Annotated in this window: 21 protein-coding genes, 3 tRNA genes and 2 rRNA genes; 25 read left to right on the forward strand and 1 reads right to left on the reverse strand. The window is 54.0% G+C overall.

Features of this window, described 5'->3' with window-relative positions; translation table 11 throughout:
- Positions 1-7: 7 nt before the first annotated feature.
- From rplP to rplQ, 20 genes are all read left to right on the forward strand, one after another.
- On the forward strand, positions 8-421 hold the full coding sequence (rplP, locus tag PVT67_RS01630) for a 50S ribosomal protein L16 (RefSeq protein ID WP_301497146.1): 414 nt from the start codon (positions 8-10) through the stop codon (positions 419-421).
- On the forward strand, positions 421-612 hold the full coding sequence (gene rpmC, locus PVT67_RS01635) for a 50S ribosomal protein L29 (protein WP_301497148.1): 192 nt from the start codon (positions 421-423) through the stop codon (positions 610-612). Before rplP ends, rpmC begins: the two co-directional genes overlap by 1 nt.
- Positions 612-872 carry a 30S ribosomal protein S17 gene (rpsQ, locus tag PVT67_RS01640; protein ID WP_301497150.1) on the forward strand — a complete coding sequence of 87 codons (261 nt, stop codon included), beginning with the start codon at positions 612-614 and terminating at the stop codon, positions 870-872. Before rpmC ends, rpsQ begins: the two co-directional genes overlap by 1 nt.
- A 175-nt stretch (positions 873-1,047) precedes the next feature.
- Positions 1,048-1,416, forward strand: coding sequence for a 50S ribosomal protein L14 (gene rplN, locus PVT67_RS01645; protein WP_008486809.1), 369 nt, complete (start codon positions 1,048-1,050; stop codon positions 1,414-1,416).
- Positions 1,417-1,427: 11 nt separating this feature from the next.
- A complete protein-coding gene (rplX, locus tag PVT67_RS01650; RefSeq protein ID WP_301497153.1) occupies positions 1,428-1,742 on the forward strand; it encodes a 50S ribosomal protein L24 in 315 nt (104 codons plus the stop codon).
- 15 nt (positions 1,743-1,757) lie between these two features.
- Entirely contained in the window at positions 1,758-2,297 is a 540-nt protein-coding gene (gene rplE / locus PVT67_RS01655) for a 50S ribosomal protein L5 (RefSeq protein WP_301497155.1), read from the forward strand.
- 12 nt (positions 2,298-2,309) lie between these two features.
- Entirely contained in the window at positions 2,310-2,615 is a 306-nt protein-coding gene (rpsN, locus tag PVT67_RS01660) for a 30S ribosomal protein S14 (RefSeq protein ID WP_301497157.1), read from the forward strand.
- 23 nt (positions 2,616-2,638) lie between these two features.
- Positions 2,639-3,031, forward strand: coding sequence for a 30S ribosomal protein S8 (rpsH, locus tag PVT67_RS01665; RefSeq protein WP_301497159.1), 393 nt, complete (start codon positions 2,639-2,641; stop codon positions 3,029-3,031).
- Between the two features lie 12 nt (positions 3,032-3,043).
- On the forward strand, positions 3,044-3,574 hold the full coding sequence (gene rplF, locus PVT67_RS01670) for a 50S ribosomal protein L6 (protein ID WP_301497161.1): 531 nt from the start codon (positions 3,044-3,046) through the stop codon (positions 3,572-3,574).
- A 9-nt stretch (positions 3,575-3,583) separates the two neighbouring features.
- The gene (gene rplR / locus PVT67_RS01675; RefSeq protein WP_301497163.1) at positions 3,584-3,937 is read left to right on the forward strand and encodes a 50S ribosomal protein L18; all 354 of its coding nucleotides are present in this window, start codon (positions 3,584-3,586) and stop codon (positions 3,935-3,937) included.
- 9 nt (positions 3,938-3,946) lie between these two features.
- Positions 3,947-4,447: a 30S ribosomal protein S5 gene (gene rpsE / locus PVT67_RS01680; protein ID WP_301497166.1), complete on the forward strand. Its 501-nt coding sequence runs from the start codon at positions 3,947-3,949 to the stop codon at positions 4,445-4,447.
- Positions 4,448-4,452: 5 nt separating this feature from the next.
- Positions 4,453-4,635 (forward strand): 50S ribosomal protein L30, encoded by a 183-nt coding sequence (rpmD, locus tag PVT67_RS01685; protein WP_008486801.1) that lies wholly within the window; start codon positions 4,453-4,455, stop codon positions 4,633-4,635.
- Positions 4,636-4,639: 4 nt separating this feature from the next.
- A complete protein-coding gene (gene rplO / locus PVT67_RS01690; RefSeq protein ID WP_301497168.1) occupies positions 4,640-5,074 on the forward strand; it encodes a 50S ribosomal protein L15 in 435 nt (144 codons plus the stop codon).
- 6 nt (positions 5,075-5,080) lie between these two features.
- Entirely contained in the window at positions 5,081-6,403 is a 1,323-nt protein-coding gene (secY, locus tag PVT67_RS01695) for a preprotein translocase subunit SecY (RefSeq protein WP_301497170.1), read from the forward strand.
- 37 nt (positions 6,404-6,440) lie between these two features.
- Positions 6,441-6,554: a 50S ribosomal protein L36 gene (gene rpmJ / locus PVT67_RS01700; protein ID WP_301497172.1), complete on the forward strand. Its 114-nt coding sequence runs from the start codon at positions 6,441-6,443 to the stop codon at positions 6,552-6,554.
- Positions 6,555-6,665: 111 nt separating this feature from the next.
- Positions 6,666-7,022, forward strand: coding sequence for a 30S ribosomal protein S13 (gene rpsM, locus PVT67_RS01705; protein ID WP_301497174.1), 357 nt, complete (start codon positions 6,666-6,668; stop codon positions 7,020-7,022).
- Between the two features lie 15 nt (positions 7,023-7,037).
- The gene (gene rpsK, locus PVT67_RS01710; protein WP_008486796.1) at positions 7,038-7,427 is read left to right on the forward strand and encodes a 30S ribosomal protein S11; all 390 of its coding nucleotides are present in this window, start codon (positions 7,038-7,040) and stop codon (positions 7,425-7,427) included.
- A 31-nt stretch (positions 7,428-7,458) separates the two neighbouring features.
- Positions 7,459-8,079, forward strand: coding sequence for a 30S ribosomal protein S4 (gene rpsD / locus PVT67_RS01715; protein WP_301497178.1), 621 nt, complete (start codon positions 7,459-7,461; stop codon positions 8,077-8,079).
- Positions 8,080-8,104: 25 nt separating this feature from the next.
- Positions 8,105-9,094, forward strand: coding sequence for a DNA-directed RNA polymerase subunit alpha (locus tag PVT67_RS01720; protein ID WP_301497180.1), 990 nt, complete (start codon positions 8,105-8,107; stop codon positions 9,092-9,094).
- Between the two features lie 42 nt (positions 9,095-9,136).
- Positions 9,137-9,535: a 50S ribosomal protein L17 gene (gene rplQ, locus PVT67_RS01725; protein ID WP_008486793.1), complete on the forward strand. Its 399-nt coding sequence runs from the start codon at positions 9,137-9,139 to the stop codon at positions 9,533-9,535.
- A gap of 59 nt (positions 9,536-9,594) precedes the next feature.
- Here rplQ and PVT67_RS01730 read toward each other — a convergent pair whose 3' ends face one another.
- Positions 9,595-10,188 carry a hypothetical protein gene (locus PVT67_RS01730; RefSeq protein WP_301497183.1) on the reverse strand — a complete coding sequence of 198 codons (594 nt, stop codon included), beginning with the start codon at positions 10,186-10,188 and terminating at the stop codon, positions 9,595-9,597.
- Positions 10,189-10,670: 482 nt separating this feature from the next.
- Between PVT67_RS01730 and PVT67_RS01735 the strand changes: the two genes are divergently transcribed.
- From PVT67_RS01735 to PVT67_RS01755, 5 genes are all read left to right on the forward strand, one after another.
- A 16S ribosomal RNA gene (locus tag PVT67_RS01735) occupies positions 10,671-12,207 on the forward strand.
- 69 nt (positions 12,208-12,276) lie between these two features.
- Positions 12,277-12,353: transfer RNA gene (locus PVT67_RS01740), tRNA-Ile, on the forward strand.
- Positions 12,354-12,361: 8 nt separating this feature from the next.
- Positions 12,362-12,437, forward strand: a tRNA-Ala gene (locus PVT67_RS01745).
- Between the two features lie 8 nt (positions 12,438-12,445).
- Positions 12,446-12,521: transfer RNA gene (locus PVT67_RS01750), tRNA-Glu, on the forward strand.
- A gap of 314 nt (positions 12,522-12,835) precedes the next feature.
- Positions 12,836-15,727, forward strand: a 23S ribosomal RNA gene (locus PVT67_RS01755).
- Together the 16S and 23S rRNA genes with 3 tRNA genes alongside form the textbook arrangement of a ribosomal RNA operon.
- Positions 15,728-15,828: the final 101 nt, after the last annotated feature.

The raw sequence follows: 15,828 nt of genomic DNA on the forward strand, positions 1-15,828 counted from the left end.
TCCAGCGATGTTGCAACCGAAACGTACAAAATTCCGCAAGCAGCACAAGATGCGCAACCGCGGTTTGGCGCAAGCCGGTGCCAAGGTCTCCTTCGGCACCTTCGGCCTGAAAGCCGTTGGTCGTGGTCGTATGACTGCCCGTCAAATCGAAGCTGCCCGTCGTGCCATGACCCGTCACGTCAAGCGTCAAGGTAAGATCTGGATCCGGGTTTTCCCCGACAAGCCGATCACCGAGAAGCCTCTGGAAGTGCGGATGGGTAAAGGTAAGGGTTCCGTTGAGTATTGGGTTGCCGAGATCAAGCCCGGCAAAGTCCTGTACGAGATGGATGGTGTATCTGAAGAGCTGGCTCGTGAAGCGTTCGCCCTGGCGGCCGCCAAACTGCCCTTTAAGACCACCTTTGTGACTCGGACGGTGCTGTGATGAAAGCGACTGAACTGCGTAACAAAAGCGTTGAGGACCTGAACGCTGAACTGATCAACCTGCTGCGTGAGCAATTCAACCTGCGCATGCAAGCGGCGACCGGTCAGCTGTCTCAGAGCCACGAGCTCAAGAAAGTGCGTCGCAATATTGCGCGCGTTAAGACTGTTCTCAACGAGAAGGCAGGTGCGTAATGACTGAGAAGACTGTTCGTACACTGCAGGGCCGCGTGGTCAGCGACAAGATGGACAAGTCCATCACTGTCGCTATCGAGCGCATGGTGAAGCACCCGATCTACGGTAAGTTCATCAAGCGTACTACCAAGCTGCACGTGCATGACGAGAACAACGAGTGCCAGACTGGCGACGTCGTGACTATTCGCGAGTGCCGCCCGTTGTCCAAGACCAAGTCCTGGACTCTGGTGCAAATCGTTGAGCGTCCGGCCAAGGTCTAATCGGCCTTAGCCAGCGCAAAACCACAATGACCCCGGCAACGGGGTCATTGTATTTTTATTGGCCTGAGCGCTACCCATTGCAAGGTGATGGTGTTAAACTGTCGCGCCTTTGCTATAGGCAGCCAAAGGTGGCCCAAGGTTTTGGGCTGTAGTTTTTTATTAGCGGAGCACTAACATGATCCAAATGCAAAGTATGCTCGACGTTGCTGATAACAGCGGCGCTCGCAGCGTAATGTGTATTAAGGTTCTGGGTGGTTCGCACCGCCGTTATGCCGCTGTTGGCGACATCATCAAAGTTACCGTTAAGGAAGCAATTCCGCGCGGTAAGGTTAAAAAAGGTGATGTGGTTAACGCGGTGGTAGTGCGTACCAAAAAAGGTGTGCGTCGTCCTGACGGTTCTCTGATCCGTTTCGATCGTAACGCTGCGGTACTGCTGAATGCCAAGCAGGAACCCATTGGCACCCGTATCTTCGGCCCTGTGACTCGTGAGCTGCGTTCTGAGAAGTTCATGAAGATCATCTCTCTGGCGCCGGAAGTACTGTAAGGAGTATCCCAATGGCAGCGAAAATTCGTCGTGACGATGAAGTGATCGTGCTGACCGGCAAAGACAAGGGCAAGCGTGGCAAAGTCACCAAGGTCCTGGCTACCGGCAAGCTGATCGTTGAAGGCGTAAACGTCATCAAAAAGCACCAAAAGCCCAACCCCTACCTGGGTGTTCAGGGTGGCATCATCGAGAAAGAAGCCCCTATTCAGGCTTCCAACGTGGCCATCTACAACCCCAAAACTGGCAAGGCTGACCGTGTCGGTTTCCGTCTTGAAGAAGGCCAAAAGGTCCGTTTCTTCAAGTCCAATAACGAAGTCATCAACTGATTTTTGGAGTAAACGATGGCGAAACTGCATGATTTCTACAAAGAGACTGTAGTGCCTGGGCTGGTTGAACAGTTCGGCTACAAGACAGTCATGCAAGTCCCTCGGATTGAGAAAATCACCCTGAACATGGGTGTAGGTGAAGCTGTGGCTGACAAAAAGCTGCTGGATAATGCCTCTGCCGATCTGGCAGCCATTTCCGGTCAGAAGCCGCTGATCACCAAAGCACGCAAATCCGTAGCGGGCTTCAAGATCCGTGAAGGTTATCCTATTGGTTGCAAAGTAACCCTGCGCGGCGAACGTATGTGGGAGTTCTTCGAGCGTCTGGTCTCGATCTCTATCCCGCGTATCCGTGACTTCCGTGGCCTCAACCCGAAATCTTTCGACGGTCGTGGCAACTACAGCATGGGTGTTCGCGAGCAAATCATCTTCCCTGAAATCGACTATGACAAAGTCGATCGCGTACGTGGTCTGGATATCACCATTACCACCAGCGCGAACTCTGACGAGGAAGGTCGTGCTCTGCTGGCTGCCTTTAACTTCCCGTTCAAAAAGTAAGGATGTAGGGTTATGGCAAAGCAATCAATGAAGGCCCGCGAAGCCAAGCGTGCCAAGCTGGTAGCCCAGTACGCTGAGAAGCGTGCGACGCTGAAAGCTATCATCAGCAACGTCAACAGCTCTGATGAAGAGCGTTGGGACGCCGTGCTCAAACTGCAAGCCCTCCCGCGTGATTCCAGCCGCAGCCGTCAGCGTAACCGCTGCCGCGTGACTGGTCGTCCGCATGCCTTCCTGCGCAAGTTCGGCCTGAGCCGTATCAAGGTGCGTGAAGCTGCTATGCGCGGTGAGATTCCTGGCCTTCGCAAGGCCAGCTGGTAAGCCACTTACGGGAGTGAAGCATTATGAGCATGCAAGATCCTATCGCTGACATGCTGACTCGCATCCGCAACGGCCAACAGGCCCGCAAGGTTGCAGTCTCCATGCCTTCTTCCAAGCTGAAGGTGGCTATCGCCGAAACGCTGAAGAAAGAAGGTTACATCGCCGACTACAACGTTACCGGTGACGTCAAGCCTGTGCTGGAAGTTACCCTGAAGTACTTCCAGGGTAAGCCGGTTGTTGAGAGCATTCAACGCGTCTCCCGCCCCGGTCTGCGCATCTACAAGAAGAAAGATGAGCTGCCGAAAGTCATGGGTGGTCTGGGCGTTGCTATCGTCTCTACGTCCAAGGGCGTGATGAGCGACCGTGCCGCGCGTAAAGCCGGTATGGGTGGCGAAATCATCTGCTACGTAGCGTAAGGGGGTAGAATAATGTCTCGTGTCGCTAAAGCACCTGTGGTCATTCCTGCCGGCGTTGAAGTTTCCTTTAACGGCCAGGAAGTCACAGTAAAAGGTAAAAACGGCACCCTGAGCCGCGTTCTGAACGCTGCCGTTGCCGTTAACCAAGAAGAGAACCAGCTGAAAGTCAGCCTGAAAGACGGTGCTGCTGAAGTTGCTCAGGCCGGTACTGCCCGCGCCCTGCTCAACAACATGGTCATCGGTGTTACTGAAGGCTTCAGCCGTAAGCTGCAACTGATTGGCGTGGGTTACAAGGTTCAAGCTCAAGGTCAGAAACTGAACCTGAGCCTGGGCTTCTCTCACCCGGTAGAGTATGAACTGCCGCAAGGCATCACTGCCGAGTGCCCGAGCCAAACTGAAGTAGTTATCAAAGGCGCAGACAAGCAGTTGGTTGGCCAAGTTGCCGCCAACATTCGCGGTTACCGTCCGCCCGAGCCTTACAAAGGCAAAGGTGTGCGTTACTCCGACGAAAACGTCCTGCGTAAAGAGGCTAAGAAGAAGTAAGGTAACACTATGGACAAGAAAGCATCTCGTCTTCGTCGCGCTCTGCGCGTACGCAAGCAGATTAAAGAACTGGGTGCGAATCGTCTGGTGGTTCACCGTACACCGCGCCACATTTATGCGCAGCTGATCGCAGCCAACGGTTCTGAAGTCATCGCCTCTGCCTCCACTCTGGATAAGGCACTGGCCGAGCAACTGAAATACACCGGCAACGTCGACGCCGCCAAGGCTGTGGGTAAAGCCATCGCCGAGCGTGCCCTTGAGAAAGGTGTCACCAGCGTTGCATTCGATCGTTCCGGTTTCAAATATCACGGTCGTGTCGCCGCCTTGGCTGACGCTGCCCGTGAAGCCGGCCTGAAGTTCTAAGGAGCAGTCATGGCGAACGTAGAAAAGCAAGCCGGTGACCTGATCGAAAAGCTGATCAGCGTCAACCGTGTTTCTAAAGTAGTTAAGGGCGGCCGTATCTTCAGCTTCACTGCACTGACTGTAGTGGGCGACGGCAACGGTCGCATCGGTTTCGGTTACGGTAAAGCCCGCGAAGTTCCTGCCGCCATTCAAAAGGCCATGGAACAAGCTCGCCGCAACATGGTTACCGTGTCCCTGAACGGCACTACCCTGCATCACCCTGTCAAGGGCCGTCACTCCGGCTCCCAGGTGTACATGCAGCCCGCCTCTGAGGGTACCGGTATCATCGCCGGCGGCGCCATGCGTGCCGTCCTGGAAGTGGCTGGCGTACACAACGTGCTGTCCAAATGCTACGGTTCCACCAACCCGATCAACGTGGTTCGTGCAACCATCGGCGCCCTGGTAGACGTTAAGTCTCCGGAAGCCGTGGCCGCCAAACGTGGTCTCACCGTTGAAGAAATTCTGGGGTAATCACAATGGCTAACAAGACAGTAAAAGTAACCCAAACTCGCAGCTCCATTGGCCGCCTGCCTAAGCACAAAGCCACGCTGCGCGGTCTTGGCCTGCGCAAGATCAACCACACCGTCGAGCTGGAAGACACTCCGGCCGTCCGTGGCATGATCAACCAGGTCTATTACATGGTGAAGGTGGAGGGCTAATCGGATGAAACTGAATACCCTGTCCCCTGCCGCTGGTGCCAAAAGCGCTCCTAAGCGCGTAGGTCGCGGTATCGGTTCCGGCCTGGGTAAAACCGGTGGCCGTGGCCATAAAGGTCAAAAGAGCCGTAGTGGTGGTAAAGTACGTGCAGGCTTTGAAGGCGGTCAGATGCCGCTGCAACGCCGTCTGCCTAAGTTCGGTTTCACTTCTCGTAAGTCCCTGGTGACTTCTGAAGTGCGCCTGTCCGAACTGGCCAAGGTAGAAGGTGATGTGGTTGATCTGAACAGCCTGAAAGACGCTAACGTCATCACCCGTAACATTGAATTCGCCAAGGTTGTACTGTCCGGCGCCATCGAGCGTCCTGTGACTGTACGTGGTCTGCGTGTCACCAAAGGTGCCCGCGCTGCCATTGAAGCCGCTGGCGGAAAGGTCGAGGAATAATAGGCAATGGCTAAACCAGGACTGGATACTAATAAGGCACAAGGTGGGCTGTCGGAACTCAAACGCCGGCTGCTCTTCGTGCTCGGAGCAATTATCGTGTTCCGGGCCGGCTCCTTCGTCCCCATTCCTGGTATTGACGCTGCTGTTCTTGCCGATCTGTTTGCACAGCAAAAAGACACCATCGTTGCCATGTTTAACATGTTCAGCGGTGGTGCCTTGTCTCGTGCCTCTGTGTTTGCACTGGGGATCATGCCGTACATCTCGGCGTCGATCATCGTGCAGCTGTTGACTGTGGTCCATCCCGCTCTCGCCGAACTGAAGAAGGAAGGTGAAGCAGGGCGTCGCAAGATCAGTCAATACACGCGGTGGGGCACTTTGGCGCTGGCGATTGTTCAGTCCTTCGGGATCGCAACTGGTCTTCCCAATCTGGTGAATGGCCTGGTGCTGAATCCGGGCCCGGCTTTCTACTTTACTGCGGTAGTAAGCCTGGTAACCGGTACCATGTTCCTGATGTGGCTGGGTGAGCAGATCACCGAAAGGGGTATCGGCAACGGTATCTCCCTTCTGATCTTTTCCGGTATCGTCGCGGGCCTGGCCCCGGCTATCGGCAGGACAATAGAGCAGGCGCGTCAAGGGGATTTGAATTTCCTGGTCGCAGTGCTGATTGCAGTTGTTGTTGTGGCAGTGACTTTTGCTGTGGTTTTTGTCGAGCGTGGCCAACGCCGCATCGTCGTCAACTACGCCAAGCGCCAGCAGGGCCGTCGCGTCTTCGCTGCGCAAAGCACTCACTTGCCGCTGAAGATCAACATGGCTGGTGTTATACCGCCGATCTTCGCCAGCTCAATCATCCTGTTCCCCGGTACAGTGGCAAAATGGTTCGGCCAGAATGCCTCACTGTCCTGGTTGCAGGATATTTCACTGGCGCTGTCACCAGGTCAGCCGTTGTACGTGATGCTGTATTCAGCAGCCATTATCTTCTTCTGTTTCTTCTACACCGGGCTGGTATTCAACCCGCGTGAAACGGCAGAAAACCTGAAGAAGAGCGGTGCCTTTATTCCGGGTATTCGCCCGGGCGAGCAGACTGCTCGCTACATCGACAAAGTGATGACCCGCCTGACTTTGGCTGGTGCGATCTACATCACCCTGGTGTGTCTGATCCCTGAGTTCATGATGGTGGCGTTCAATGTGCAGTTCTACTTCGGTGGTACTTCACTGCTGATTATCGTCGTAGTCATCATGGACTTCATGGCCCAGGTGCAGACCCATATGATGACCCATCAATATGAGTCTGTCCTGAAGAAGGCGAACCTCAAGGGCTACGGGCGCTAAGCCCGGCCTTTGGTGTCGTGAACGTACGGAGTAAGCAATGAAAGTTCGTGCATCCGTTAAGAAAATTTGCCGCAACTGCAAAGTCATCAAGCGCCACGGTGTGGTGCGTGTGATTTGCACTGAGCCGAAGCACAAGCAACGGCAAGGCTAATCCGGGGCTGACCAGCACAAATAAGCTGGTCAGCTTAATTGAAAACAGGCTTTCTGTTGGGTATCCTTACGGGCTTTCCGCAGATAGCCACTTACTTTAGGAGTGCAGTTGATGGCCCGTATAGCCGGCATTAACATTCCTGATCATAAACATGCTGTGATCGCTCTGACTGCCATTTATGGCGTCGGACGTACCCGCGCCAAGGCCATTTGTGCCGCGGCCGGTATTGAAGAAAGCGTGAAAATCCGCGAGTTGGATGAAGCGCAAATCGACAAGCTTCGTGACGAAGTCGGTAAGTACACCGTTGAAGGTGACCTGCGCCGTGAAGTGACCCTGTCTATCAAGCGTTTGATGGACCTGGGCTGCTATCGTGGTCTGCGCCACCGTCGCGGTCTGCCCGTACGTGGTCAGCGCACTAAGACCAACGCGCGTACCCGTAAGGGTCCTCGTAAACCGATCAAGAAATAATTGGGAAGGTAAACGATGGCTAAGACTCCGACTCGCGCCCGTAAGCGCGTCAAAAAGCAAGTTGTTGATGGCATTGCCCACGTACATGCTTCTTTCAACAACACTATCGTGACGATCACTGACCGTCAGGGTAACGCCCTGTCTTGGGCAACTGCTGGTGGCTCCGGCTTCCGTGGTTCCCGTAAGTCAACTCCGTTCGCTGCGCAGGTTGCTGCAGAGCGCGCGGGTGTCGTTGCTGCCGAATATGGCGTGAAAAACCTGGAAGTGAATGTGAAGGGCCCTGGCCCGGGCCGTGAATCCGCAATCCGCGCACTGAATGCTGCCGGCTTCCGGATCACCAACATCACCGACGTTACGCCGATCCCGCACAACGGCTGTCGTCCGCCGAAGAAGCGTCGCGTTTAAGTTCGCTTCCAGAGGATAGTGGAGAAAGAAGATGGCAAGATATTTGGGTCCTAAGCTCAAGCTCAGCCGCCGCGAAGGTACTGATCTGTTCCTGAAAAGCGGCGTCCGCGCGATTGATTCCAAGTGCAAACTCGAGCAGCCTCCGGGCCAGCACGGTGCTCGCAAGCCCCGCCTGTCCGACTACGGTGTTCAGCTGCGCGAGAAGCAAAAGGTTCGTCGCATTTACGGTGTGCTCGAGAAGCAATTCCGTAACTACTACCAAGAAGCAGCTCGTCTGAAAGGCAACACAGGTGAAAACCTGCTGCAGTTGCTGGAAGGGCGTCTGGATAACGTGGTCTACCGCATGGGTTTTGGTGCTACCCGCGCCGAAGCTCGCCAGCTGGTCAGCCATAAGGCAGTCCTGGTAAATGGCAAAGTGGTTAACGTTGCCTCTTTCCAGGTGTCTGTGAACGATGTCGTCTCCATCCGTGAGAAGGCCAAGAAGCAGGCCCGTATCAAAGCGGCCCTGGAACTGGCCGAGCAGCGTGAAAAGCCGACCTGGCTGGAAGTTGACAAAGACAAGATGGAAGGCACCTACAAGCGTCTTCCTGAGCGTACTGATCTGTCCGCCGACATCAACGAACAGCTGATCGTCGAGCTTTACTCCAAGTAAAGCTTAACGCACTAGAGAGGACTATATGCAGGGTTCTGTTACCGATTTTCTCAAGCCGCGGCTGGTGGACATTGAAAGCCTCAGCCCGACTCGAGCCAAGGTGACCCTGGAACCGCTTGAGCGCGGTTTTGGGCACACGCTTGGCAATGCACTGCGTCGCATTCTTCTGTCTTCCATGCCCGGCTGTGCCGTCACGGAAGTAGAGATTGACGGCGTGCTGCATGAGTACTCCAGCAAGGAAGGCGTTCAAGAGGACGTCATTGAAATCCTCCTGAACCTTAAAGGTCTGGCCGTTAAACTGCACGGCAAGGACGAAGCTATCCTGACGCTCAGCAAGAGCGGCGCTGGTCCGGTTGTAGCGGCGGATATCACCACTGATGGTGATGTGGAAATCATGAACCCTGAACACCACATCTGCACCCTGACCGGTGATGCGCAAATTACCATGCGCATCATGGTAGGGCGCGGCCGTGGCTATGTTCCCGCGTCTTCTCGTCTTTCTCTGGAAGAGGATGACCGTCCTGTTGGCCGCCTGCTGGTCGACGCCGGTTTCTCTCCCGTTGAGCGTATTGCCTACAACGTAGAGCGCGCTCGTGTTGAACAACGCACCGACCTCGACAAGCTCGTGATCGACATGGAAACCAACGGTACCATCGATCCCGAAGAGGCTATCCGCCGCGCTGCCACTATCCTGGCTGAGCAGTTGGAGGCCTTTGTCGAGCTGCGCGACATGAGCGAGCCCGAGCAGAAAGAAGAGAAGCCCGAGTTCGATCCGATCCTGCTGCGTCCTGTTGATGATCTGGAGCTGACCGTGCGTTCGGCTAACTGCCTCAAGGCAGAAGCCATCCACTACATCGGTGACCTGGTACAGCGTACCGAGGTAGAGCTCCTCAAAACGCCTAACCTTGGTAAGAAGTCTCTCACTGAGATCAAAGACGTATTGGCGTCCCGTGGTCTGTCTCTGGGCATGCGCCTTGAGAACTGGCCGCCCGCCAGTCTGGTCGATAGAGACTGAACCAGGTTAAGTGTCAACTGATTTAGTTAAAAGGAAACTCCCATGCGCCATCGTAAGAGTGGTCGTCAACTAAATCGCAACAGCAGCCACCGCCAGGCCATGTTCCGCAACATGGCCAGCTCCCTGGTTCGTCATGAAGTTATCAAGACGACCGTGCCGAAGGCGAAAGAGCTGCGTCGCGTTGTTGAGCCGTTGATCACCCTGGCCAAGACCGACAGCGTTGCTAACCGTCGTCTGGCCTTTGCCCGCACCCGCGATAAAGAGGTTGTAGGCAAGCTGTTCAACGAACTGGGCCCGCGTTATCAAGATCGTCCCGGCGGTTACCTTCGCATTCTGAAATGCGGTTTCCGTGCTGGCGACAACGCCCCCATGGCATTCGTAGAACTGGTTGACCGTCCTGTTGCGACCGAAGCTGCTGCTGAAGAAGCTGCTGCTGAGTAAGTAAAGGACAACGAAAAAGCCGAGGCATCTGCCTCGGCTTTTTTTATGCCCGAAGAACGTCAGTTGTTGTTGGCTTGGACTTGAACCTCTTCTTCTTCCCGATGGGGAAACAGGGCCTTGATAGTCGCCATGGCTTCTTCAAGCTGGTCGGGTACCAGCTCCTTGACCAAGGACATCAGCTCATCGATACGTTCTGGCCGCTGTTTGGCGGCTGACTGGACGATACCGTCCACGGCCAGTGGCTCAGTAGAGAGCGCGACACTGATAATGTCATGGAACTGGTCCGGTTCATCTTTCATGGCCGACCCTACAACCAGATCGGAACAGGCCGGGTCGGCACTGATGGCCGCCTCGACTATTGCAGCGGTCTTAACGCCTGGGAGTTTCAGGGCCTGATCGACAGCCAAGGCAGCCATGGCCGGCTGCTGATGGACAACCGCCTGGATGATCTGGGGGATCTGGGATGGATAACTTCGGAAGGCCTCGGCCAGGATCTCCTGGGATGCCTGAGGATAACTTTGAAGCAGCACGGCTATCGCCTTGGGTGCTGAGTTGTTTGAGTTGACCTGACTCTCAACCAAATCATGCAGTGAAGGTTCACTGGCATAAGCGGCTGACAAACAGAACAAGGCAATACAACCTGCATATCGCATGCCCATTCTTCCCCCTCTATGTCGTTATAGCTTTTGTCCGCAAGCAAGAACTTAAGTTCCTTTGAATATGTTTTAGCCTCTTTAAAAAAGATCGGCTAGCAGATAAAAAAGATCTTGTGATCTGAAGCAAGGTCCCTATAATGCCGCTCCGTCGCCAAGGGAAAGCGCTGAAGGGAAGGCTGTAAAGCCGGGTCAAAAAGGCCCTTGACCGGAAGAGATAAGCGAGTAGAATGGCGGTCCGCTTCGGAGATTGAGTCGAAAGCCTCGAAATCGGAAGTTTGGGTGTGAAGCGAAAGGGCTTGACACTGAATATGGAGGCGGTAGAATGCGCCTCCTCGCTCGAGCAGAGCGACGCTCTTTAACAATAGAATCCAAGTAATCTGTGTGGGCACTCGCAGAGGGTAAGTTCTCAAAATATTGAGATTTACTCGATGAAGTTGAGTGTTCAACACTTCAGCAATTCATTGAGCATCAAACGCTTTTAATTGAAGAGTTTGATCATGGCTCAGATTGAACGCTGGCGGCAGGCTTAACACATGCAAGTCGAGCGGTAGAGGGGAGCTTGCTTCCCTTGAGAGCGGCGGACGGGTGAGTAATGCGTAGGGAGCTGCCCGATAGTGGGGGATAACCATTGGAAACGATGGCTAATACCGCATGATGTCTACGGACCAAAGAGGGGGACCTTCGGGCCTCTTGCTATCGGATGCGCCTACGTGGGATTAGCTAGTTGGTGAGGTAACGGCTCACCAAGGCGACGATCCCTAGCTGGTCTGAGAGGATGATCAGCCACACTGGGACTGAGACACGGCCCAGACTCCTACGGGAGGCAGCAGTGGGGAATATTGGACAATGGGCGCAAGCCTGATCCAGCCATGCCGCGTGTGTGAAGAAGGCCTTCGGGTTGTAAAGCACTTTCAGCGAGGAGGAAAGGGGGCTAGTTAATACCTGGTTCCTGTGACGTTACTCGCAGAAGAAGCACCGGCTAACTCCGTGCCAGCAGCCGCGGTAATACGGAGGGTGCAAGCGTTAATCGGAATTACTGGGCGTAAAGCGCACGCAGGCGGTTAGTTAAGTTAGATGTGAAAGCCCCGGGCTTAACCTGGGAATTGCATTTAAGACTGGCTAACTAGAGTCTTGGAGAGGGGGGTGGAATTTCCGGTGTAGCGGTGAAATGCGTAGAGATCGGAAGGAACATCAGTGGCGAAGGCGACCCCCTGGTCAAAGACTGACGCTCAGGTGCGAAAGCGTGGGGAGCAAACAGGATTAGATACCCTGGTAGTCCACGCCGTAAACGATGTCAACTTGGAGTTTGTGTTCTTGAAACGTGGACTCCGGAGCTAACGCGTTAAGTTGACCGCCTGGGGGGTACGGCCGCAAGGTTAAAACTCAAATGAATTGACGGGGGCCCGCACAAGCGGTGGAGCATGTGGTTTAATTCGATGCAACGCGAAGAACCTTACCTACTCTTGACATCCAGAGAACTTTCCAGAGATGGATTGGTGCCTTCGGGAACTCTGAGACAGGTGCTGCATGGCTGTCGTCAGCTCGTGTTGTGAAATGTTGGGTTAAGTCCCGCAACGAGCGCAACCCTTGTCCTTTGTTGCCAGCGCGTAATGGCGGGAACTCAAAGGAGACTGCCGGTGATAAACCGGAGGAAGGTGGGGACGACGTCAAGTCATCATGGCCCTTACGAGTAGGGCTACACACGTGCTACAATGGCGCGTACAGAGGGATGCAAGCTGGCGACAGTGAGCGGATCTCATAAAGCGCGTCGTAGTCCGGATCGGAGTCTGCAACTCGACTCCGTGAAGTCGGAATCGCTAGTAATCGCAGATCAGAATGCTGCGGTGAATACGTTCCCGGGCCTTGTACACACCGCCCGTCACACCATGGGAGTGGGCTGCACCAGAAGTAGATAGCTTAACCTTCGGGAGGGCGTTTACCACGGTGTGGTTCATGACTGGGGTGAAGTCGTAACAAGGTAGCCGTAGGGGAACCTGCGGCTGGATCACCTCCTTACTAAAAGAGACTGCCGCTGCGCAGTGTCCACACAGATTACTTGGATCAGGTAAGAGCGAATACAAGTGTGGGTCTGTAGCTCAGCTGGTTAGAGCGCACCCCTGATAAGGGTGAGGTCGGTGGTTCAAGTCCACTCAGACCCACCACACTTTATGGGGCTATAGCTCAGCTGGGAGAGCGCCTGCTTTGCACGCAGGAGGTCAGCGGTTCGATCCCGCTTAGCTCCACCATAATAGATGTCCCCTTCGTCTAGAGGCCTAGGACACCGCCCTTTCACGGCGGTAACAGGGGTTCGAATCCCCTAGGGGACGCCATTTTGAAATGCCTAAGTTAAATTGAAGAATTTACCTTAGGCTTTTTTAAGCCTTGCTCTTTAACAATTCGGAAAGCTGATAACACTGCAATTTAAACGAGATTCTCAATTTACTTTGAGCGTCCGGCGAAAACCAGGTGTTAGTCACATACGGATATTTCCATTAACGGGAAATATGTTCGCGCCGGGATTTCGATTTCAGGCAACGCCGTCGACGAGCGAAGAAGGAAGTGTACTTCGGTACATGACCGCCTGAGCGAGGAAGACAAGGCCGCATGAAAACGAAAGACCAAGCGAAACCCTTCGGGGTTGTATGGTTAAGTGACTAAGCGTACAGGGTGGATGCCTAGGCAGTTGGAGGCGATGAAGGACGTGCTAATCTGCGATAAGCATTGGTGAGGTGATAAGAACCGATTGAGCCAATGATTTCCGAATGGGGAAACCCACTTGCATAAGCAAGTATCATTACGTGAATACATAGCGTAATGAGGCGAACCGGGAGAACTGAAACATCTAAGTACCCCGAGGAAAAGAAATCAAACGAGATTTCCTCAGTAGCGGCGAGCGAACGGGAAAGAGCCCAGTGTGTTTATCAGTGCTTGGTATAGTGGAACGGTATGGAAAGGCCGACGACACAGGGTGATAGTCCCGTACATGAAATGCCAGGTATTGTTGCATACGATGAGTAGGTCGGGACACGTGGTATCTTGACTGAATATGGGGGGACCATCCTCCAAGGCTAAATACTCCCAACTGACCGATAGTGAACCAGTACCGTGAGGGAAAGGCGAAAAGAACCCCGGCGAGGGGAGTGAAATAGAACCTGAAACCCTGTACGTACAAGCAGTAGGAGCCCTTCGGGGTGACTGCGTACCTTTGTATAATGGGTCAGCGACTTATATTTTGTGGCGAGGTTAACCGAATAGGGGAGCCGTAGGGAAACCGAGTCTTAACTGGGCGTCCAGTCGCAAGGTATAGACCCGAAACCCGGTGATCTAGTCATGGGCAGGTTGAAGGTGCCGTAACAGGTACTGGAGGACCGAACCCACTACTGTTGCAAAAGTAGGGGATGACCTGTGATTAGGGGTGAAAGGCCAATCAAACCGGGAGATAGCTGGTTCTCCTCGAAAGCTATTTAGGTAGCGCCTCGGACGAATACCTTGGGGGGTAGAGCACTGTTTGGGCTAGGGGGTCATCCCGACTTACCAAACCCATGCACACACGAATACCCAAGAGTACTATCCGGGAGACAGACGGCGGGTGCTAACGTCCGTCGTCAAAAGGGAAACAACCCAGACCGTCAGCTAAGGTCCCAAAGTCATAGCTAAGTGGGAAACGATGTGGAAAGGCTTAGACAGCTAGGAGGTTGGCTTAGAAGCAGCCACCCTTTAAAGAAAGCGTAATAGCTCACTAGTCGAGTCGGTCTGCGCGGAAGATGTAACGGGGCTAAGCTATGCACCGAAGCTACGGGTTCACACACTGTGTGAGCGGTAGAGGAGCGTTCTGTAAGCCTGTGAAGGTGTGTCGGGAGGCATGCTGGAGGTATCAGAAGTGCGAATGCTGACATGAGTAACGTTAAAGCGGGTGAAAAACCCGCTCGCCGGAAGACCAAGGGTTCCTGTCCAACGTTAATCGGGGCAGGGTGAGTCGGCTCCTAAGGCGAGGGCGAAAGCCGTAGTCGATGGGAAACAGATTAATATTTCTGTACTTCTATGCAATGGGATGGGCGGACGGAGAAGGCTAGGCAGGCATGGCGTTGGTTGTCCATGTGAAAGTGCGTAGGCTGGGGACTTAGGCAAATCCGGGTCCCTATAAGTCGAGACACGAGACGAGTCACTACGGTGACGAAGCTGTTGATGCCACGCTTCCAGGAAAAGCCTCTAAGCTTCAGTTGCATAGGAACCGTACCCCAAACCAACACTGGTGGTCAGGTAGAGAATACCAAGGCGCTTGAGAGAACTCGGGTGAAGGAACTAGGCAAAATAGTACCGTAACTTCGGGAGAAGGTACGCTCTTGTTTGTGAAGGACTTGCTCCGTAAGCAGACGAGAGTCGCAGTGACCAGGTGGCTGGGACTGTTTATCAAAAACACAGCACTGTGCAAACTCGAAAGAGGACGTATACGGTGTGACACCTGCCCGGTGCCGGAAGGTTAATTGATGGGGTTAGCCGTAAGGTGAAGCTCTTGATCGAAGCCCCGGTAAACGGCGGCCGTAACTATAACGGTCCTAAGGTAGCGAAATTCCTTGTCGGGTAAGTTCCGACCTGCACGAATGGTGTAACCATGGCCACGCTGTCTCCACCCGAGACTCAGTGAAATTGAATTCGCTGTGAAGATGCAGTGTACCCGCGGCTAGACGGAAAGACCCCGTGAACCTTTACTACAGCTTGACACTGAACATTGAGCCTACTTGTGTAGGATAGGTGGGAGGCTATGAAACCAGGACGCCAGTTCTGGTGGAGCCAACCTTGAAATACCACCCTGGTATGTTTGATGTTCTAACTTAGACCCGTTATCCGGGTTGAGGACAGTGTCTGGTGGGTAGTTTGACTGGGGCGGTCTCCTCCCAAAGAGTAACGGAGGAGCACGAAGGTTGGCTAATCCTGGTCGGACATCAGGAGGTTAGTGCAATGGCATAAGCCAGCTTAACTGCGAGACTGACACGTCGAGCAGGTACGAAAGTAGGTCATAGTGATCCGGTGGTTCTGAATGGAAGGGCCATCGCTCAACGGATAAAAGGTACTCCGGGGATAACAGGCTGATACCGCCCAAGAGTTCATATCGACGGCGGTGTTTGGCACCTCGATGTCGGCTCATCACATCCTGGGGCTGAAGTCGGTCCCAAGGGTATGGCTGTTCGCCATTTAAAGTGGTACGCGAGCTGGGTTCAGAACGTCGTGAGACAGTTCGGTCCCTATCTGCCGTGGGCGTTGGATGATTGAAGGGAGTTGCTCCTAGTACGAGAGGACCGGAGTGAACGAACCTCTGGTGTTCGGGTTGTCACGCCAGTGGCACTGCCCGGTAGCTAAGTTCGGAATCGATAACCGCTGAAAGCATCTAAGCGGGAAGCGAGCCCTGAGATGAGTCATCCCTGAGACTTCGAGTCTCCTAAAGGGTCGTTGAAGACTACGACGTTGATAGGCTGGGTGTGTAAGCGTAGTGATACGTTGAGCTAACCAGTACTAATTGCCCGTGCGGCTTAACCATACAACACCCAAAGGGTTTTGTAGGACGCCAAAGAAGGCGAGAAACTCAAAGCATTGTTATCAGCTAATCCGAATTGAATAAGTTGGCCCGCAAGGGCGGAC

The sequence above is a fragment of the Gallaecimonas kandeliae genome (assembly GCF_030450055.1).
Taxonomy (GTDB): domain Bacteria; phylum Pseudomonadota; class Gammaproteobacteria; order Enterobacterales; family Gallaecimonadaceae; genus Gallaecimonas; species Gallaecimonas kandeliae.

Excerpts from the sequence above, each read along its gene's own strand:
- rplP (WP_301497146.1), top strand. The coding sequence starts at position 8 with ATGTTGCAACCGAAACGTACAAAATTCCGCAAGCAGCACAAGATGCGC.
- rpmC (WP_301497148.1), top strand. The coding sequence starts at position 421 with ATGAAAGCGACTGAACTGCGTAACAAAAGCGTTGAGGACCTGAACGCT.
- rpsQ (WP_301497150.1), top strand. The coding sequence starts at position 612 with ATGACTGAGAAGACTGTTCGTACACTGCAGGGCCGCGTGGTCAGCGAC.
- rplN (WP_008486809.1), top strand. The coding sequence starts at position 1,048 with ATGATCCAAATGCAAAGTATGCTCGACGTTGCTGATAACAGCGGCGCT.
- rplX (WP_301497153.1), top strand. The coding sequence starts at position 1,428 with ATGGCAGCGAAAATTCGTCGTGACGATGAAGTGATCGTGCTGACCGGC.
- rplE (WP_301497155.1), top strand. The coding sequence starts at position 1,758 with ATGGCGAAACTGCATGATTTCTACAAAGAGACTGTAGTGCCTGGGCTG.
- rpsN (WP_301497157.1), top strand. The coding sequence starts at position 2,310 with ATGGCAAAGCAATCAATGAAGGCCCGCGAAGCCAAGCGTGCCAAGCTG.
- rpsH (WP_301497159.1), top strand. The coding sequence starts at position 2,639 with ATGAGCATGCAAGATCCTATCGCTGACATGCTGACTCGCATCCGCAAC.
- rplF (WP_301497161.1), top strand. The coding sequence starts at position 3,044 with ATGTCTCGTGTCGCTAAAGCACCTGTGGTCATTCCTGCCGGCGTTGAA.
- rplR (WP_301497163.1), top strand. The coding sequence starts at position 3,584 with ATGGACAAGAAAGCATCTCGTCTTCGTCGCGCTCTGCGCGTACGCAAG.
- rpsE (WP_301497166.1), top strand. The coding sequence starts at position 3,947 with ATGGCGAACGTAGAAAAGCAAGCCGGTGACCTGATCGAAAAGCTGATC.
- rpmD (WP_008486801.1), top strand. The coding sequence starts at position 4,453 with ATGGCTAACAAGACAGTAAAAGTAACCCAAACTCGCAGCTCCATTGGC.
- rplO (WP_301497168.1), top strand. The coding sequence starts at position 4,640 with ATGAAACTGAATACCCTGTCCCCTGCCGCTGGTGCCAAAAGCGCTCCT.
- secY (WP_301497170.1), top strand. The coding sequence starts at position 5,081 with ATGGCTAAACCAGGACTGGATACTAATAAGGCACAAGGTGGGCTGTCG.
- rpmJ (WP_301497172.1), top strand. The coding sequence starts at position 6,441 with ATGAAAGTTCGTGCATCCGTTAAGAAAATTTGCCGCAACTGCAAAGTC.
- rpsM (WP_301497174.1), top strand. The coding sequence starts at position 6,666 with ATGGCCCGTATAGCCGGCATTAACATTCCTGATCATAAACATGCTGTG.
- rpsK (WP_008486796.1), top strand. The coding sequence starts at position 7,038 with ATGGCTAAGACTCCGACTCGCGCCCGTAAGCGCGTCAAAAAGCAAGTT.
- rpsD (WP_301497178.1), top strand. The coding sequence starts at position 7,459 with ATGGCAAGATATTTGGGTCCTAAGCTCAAGCTCAGCCGCCGCGAAGGT.
- PVT67_RS01720 (WP_301497180.1), top strand. The coding sequence starts at position 8,105 with ATGCAGGGTTCTGTTACCGATTTTCTCAAGCCGCGGCTGGTGGACATT.
- rplQ (WP_008486793.1), top strand. The coding sequence starts at position 9,137 with ATGCGCCATCGTAAGAGTGGTCGTCAACTAAATCGCAACAGCAGCCAC.
- PVT67_RS01730 (WP_301497183.1), bottom strand. The coding sequence starts at position 10,188 with ATGCGATATGCAGGTTGTATTGCCTTGTTCTGTTTGTCAGCCGCTTAT.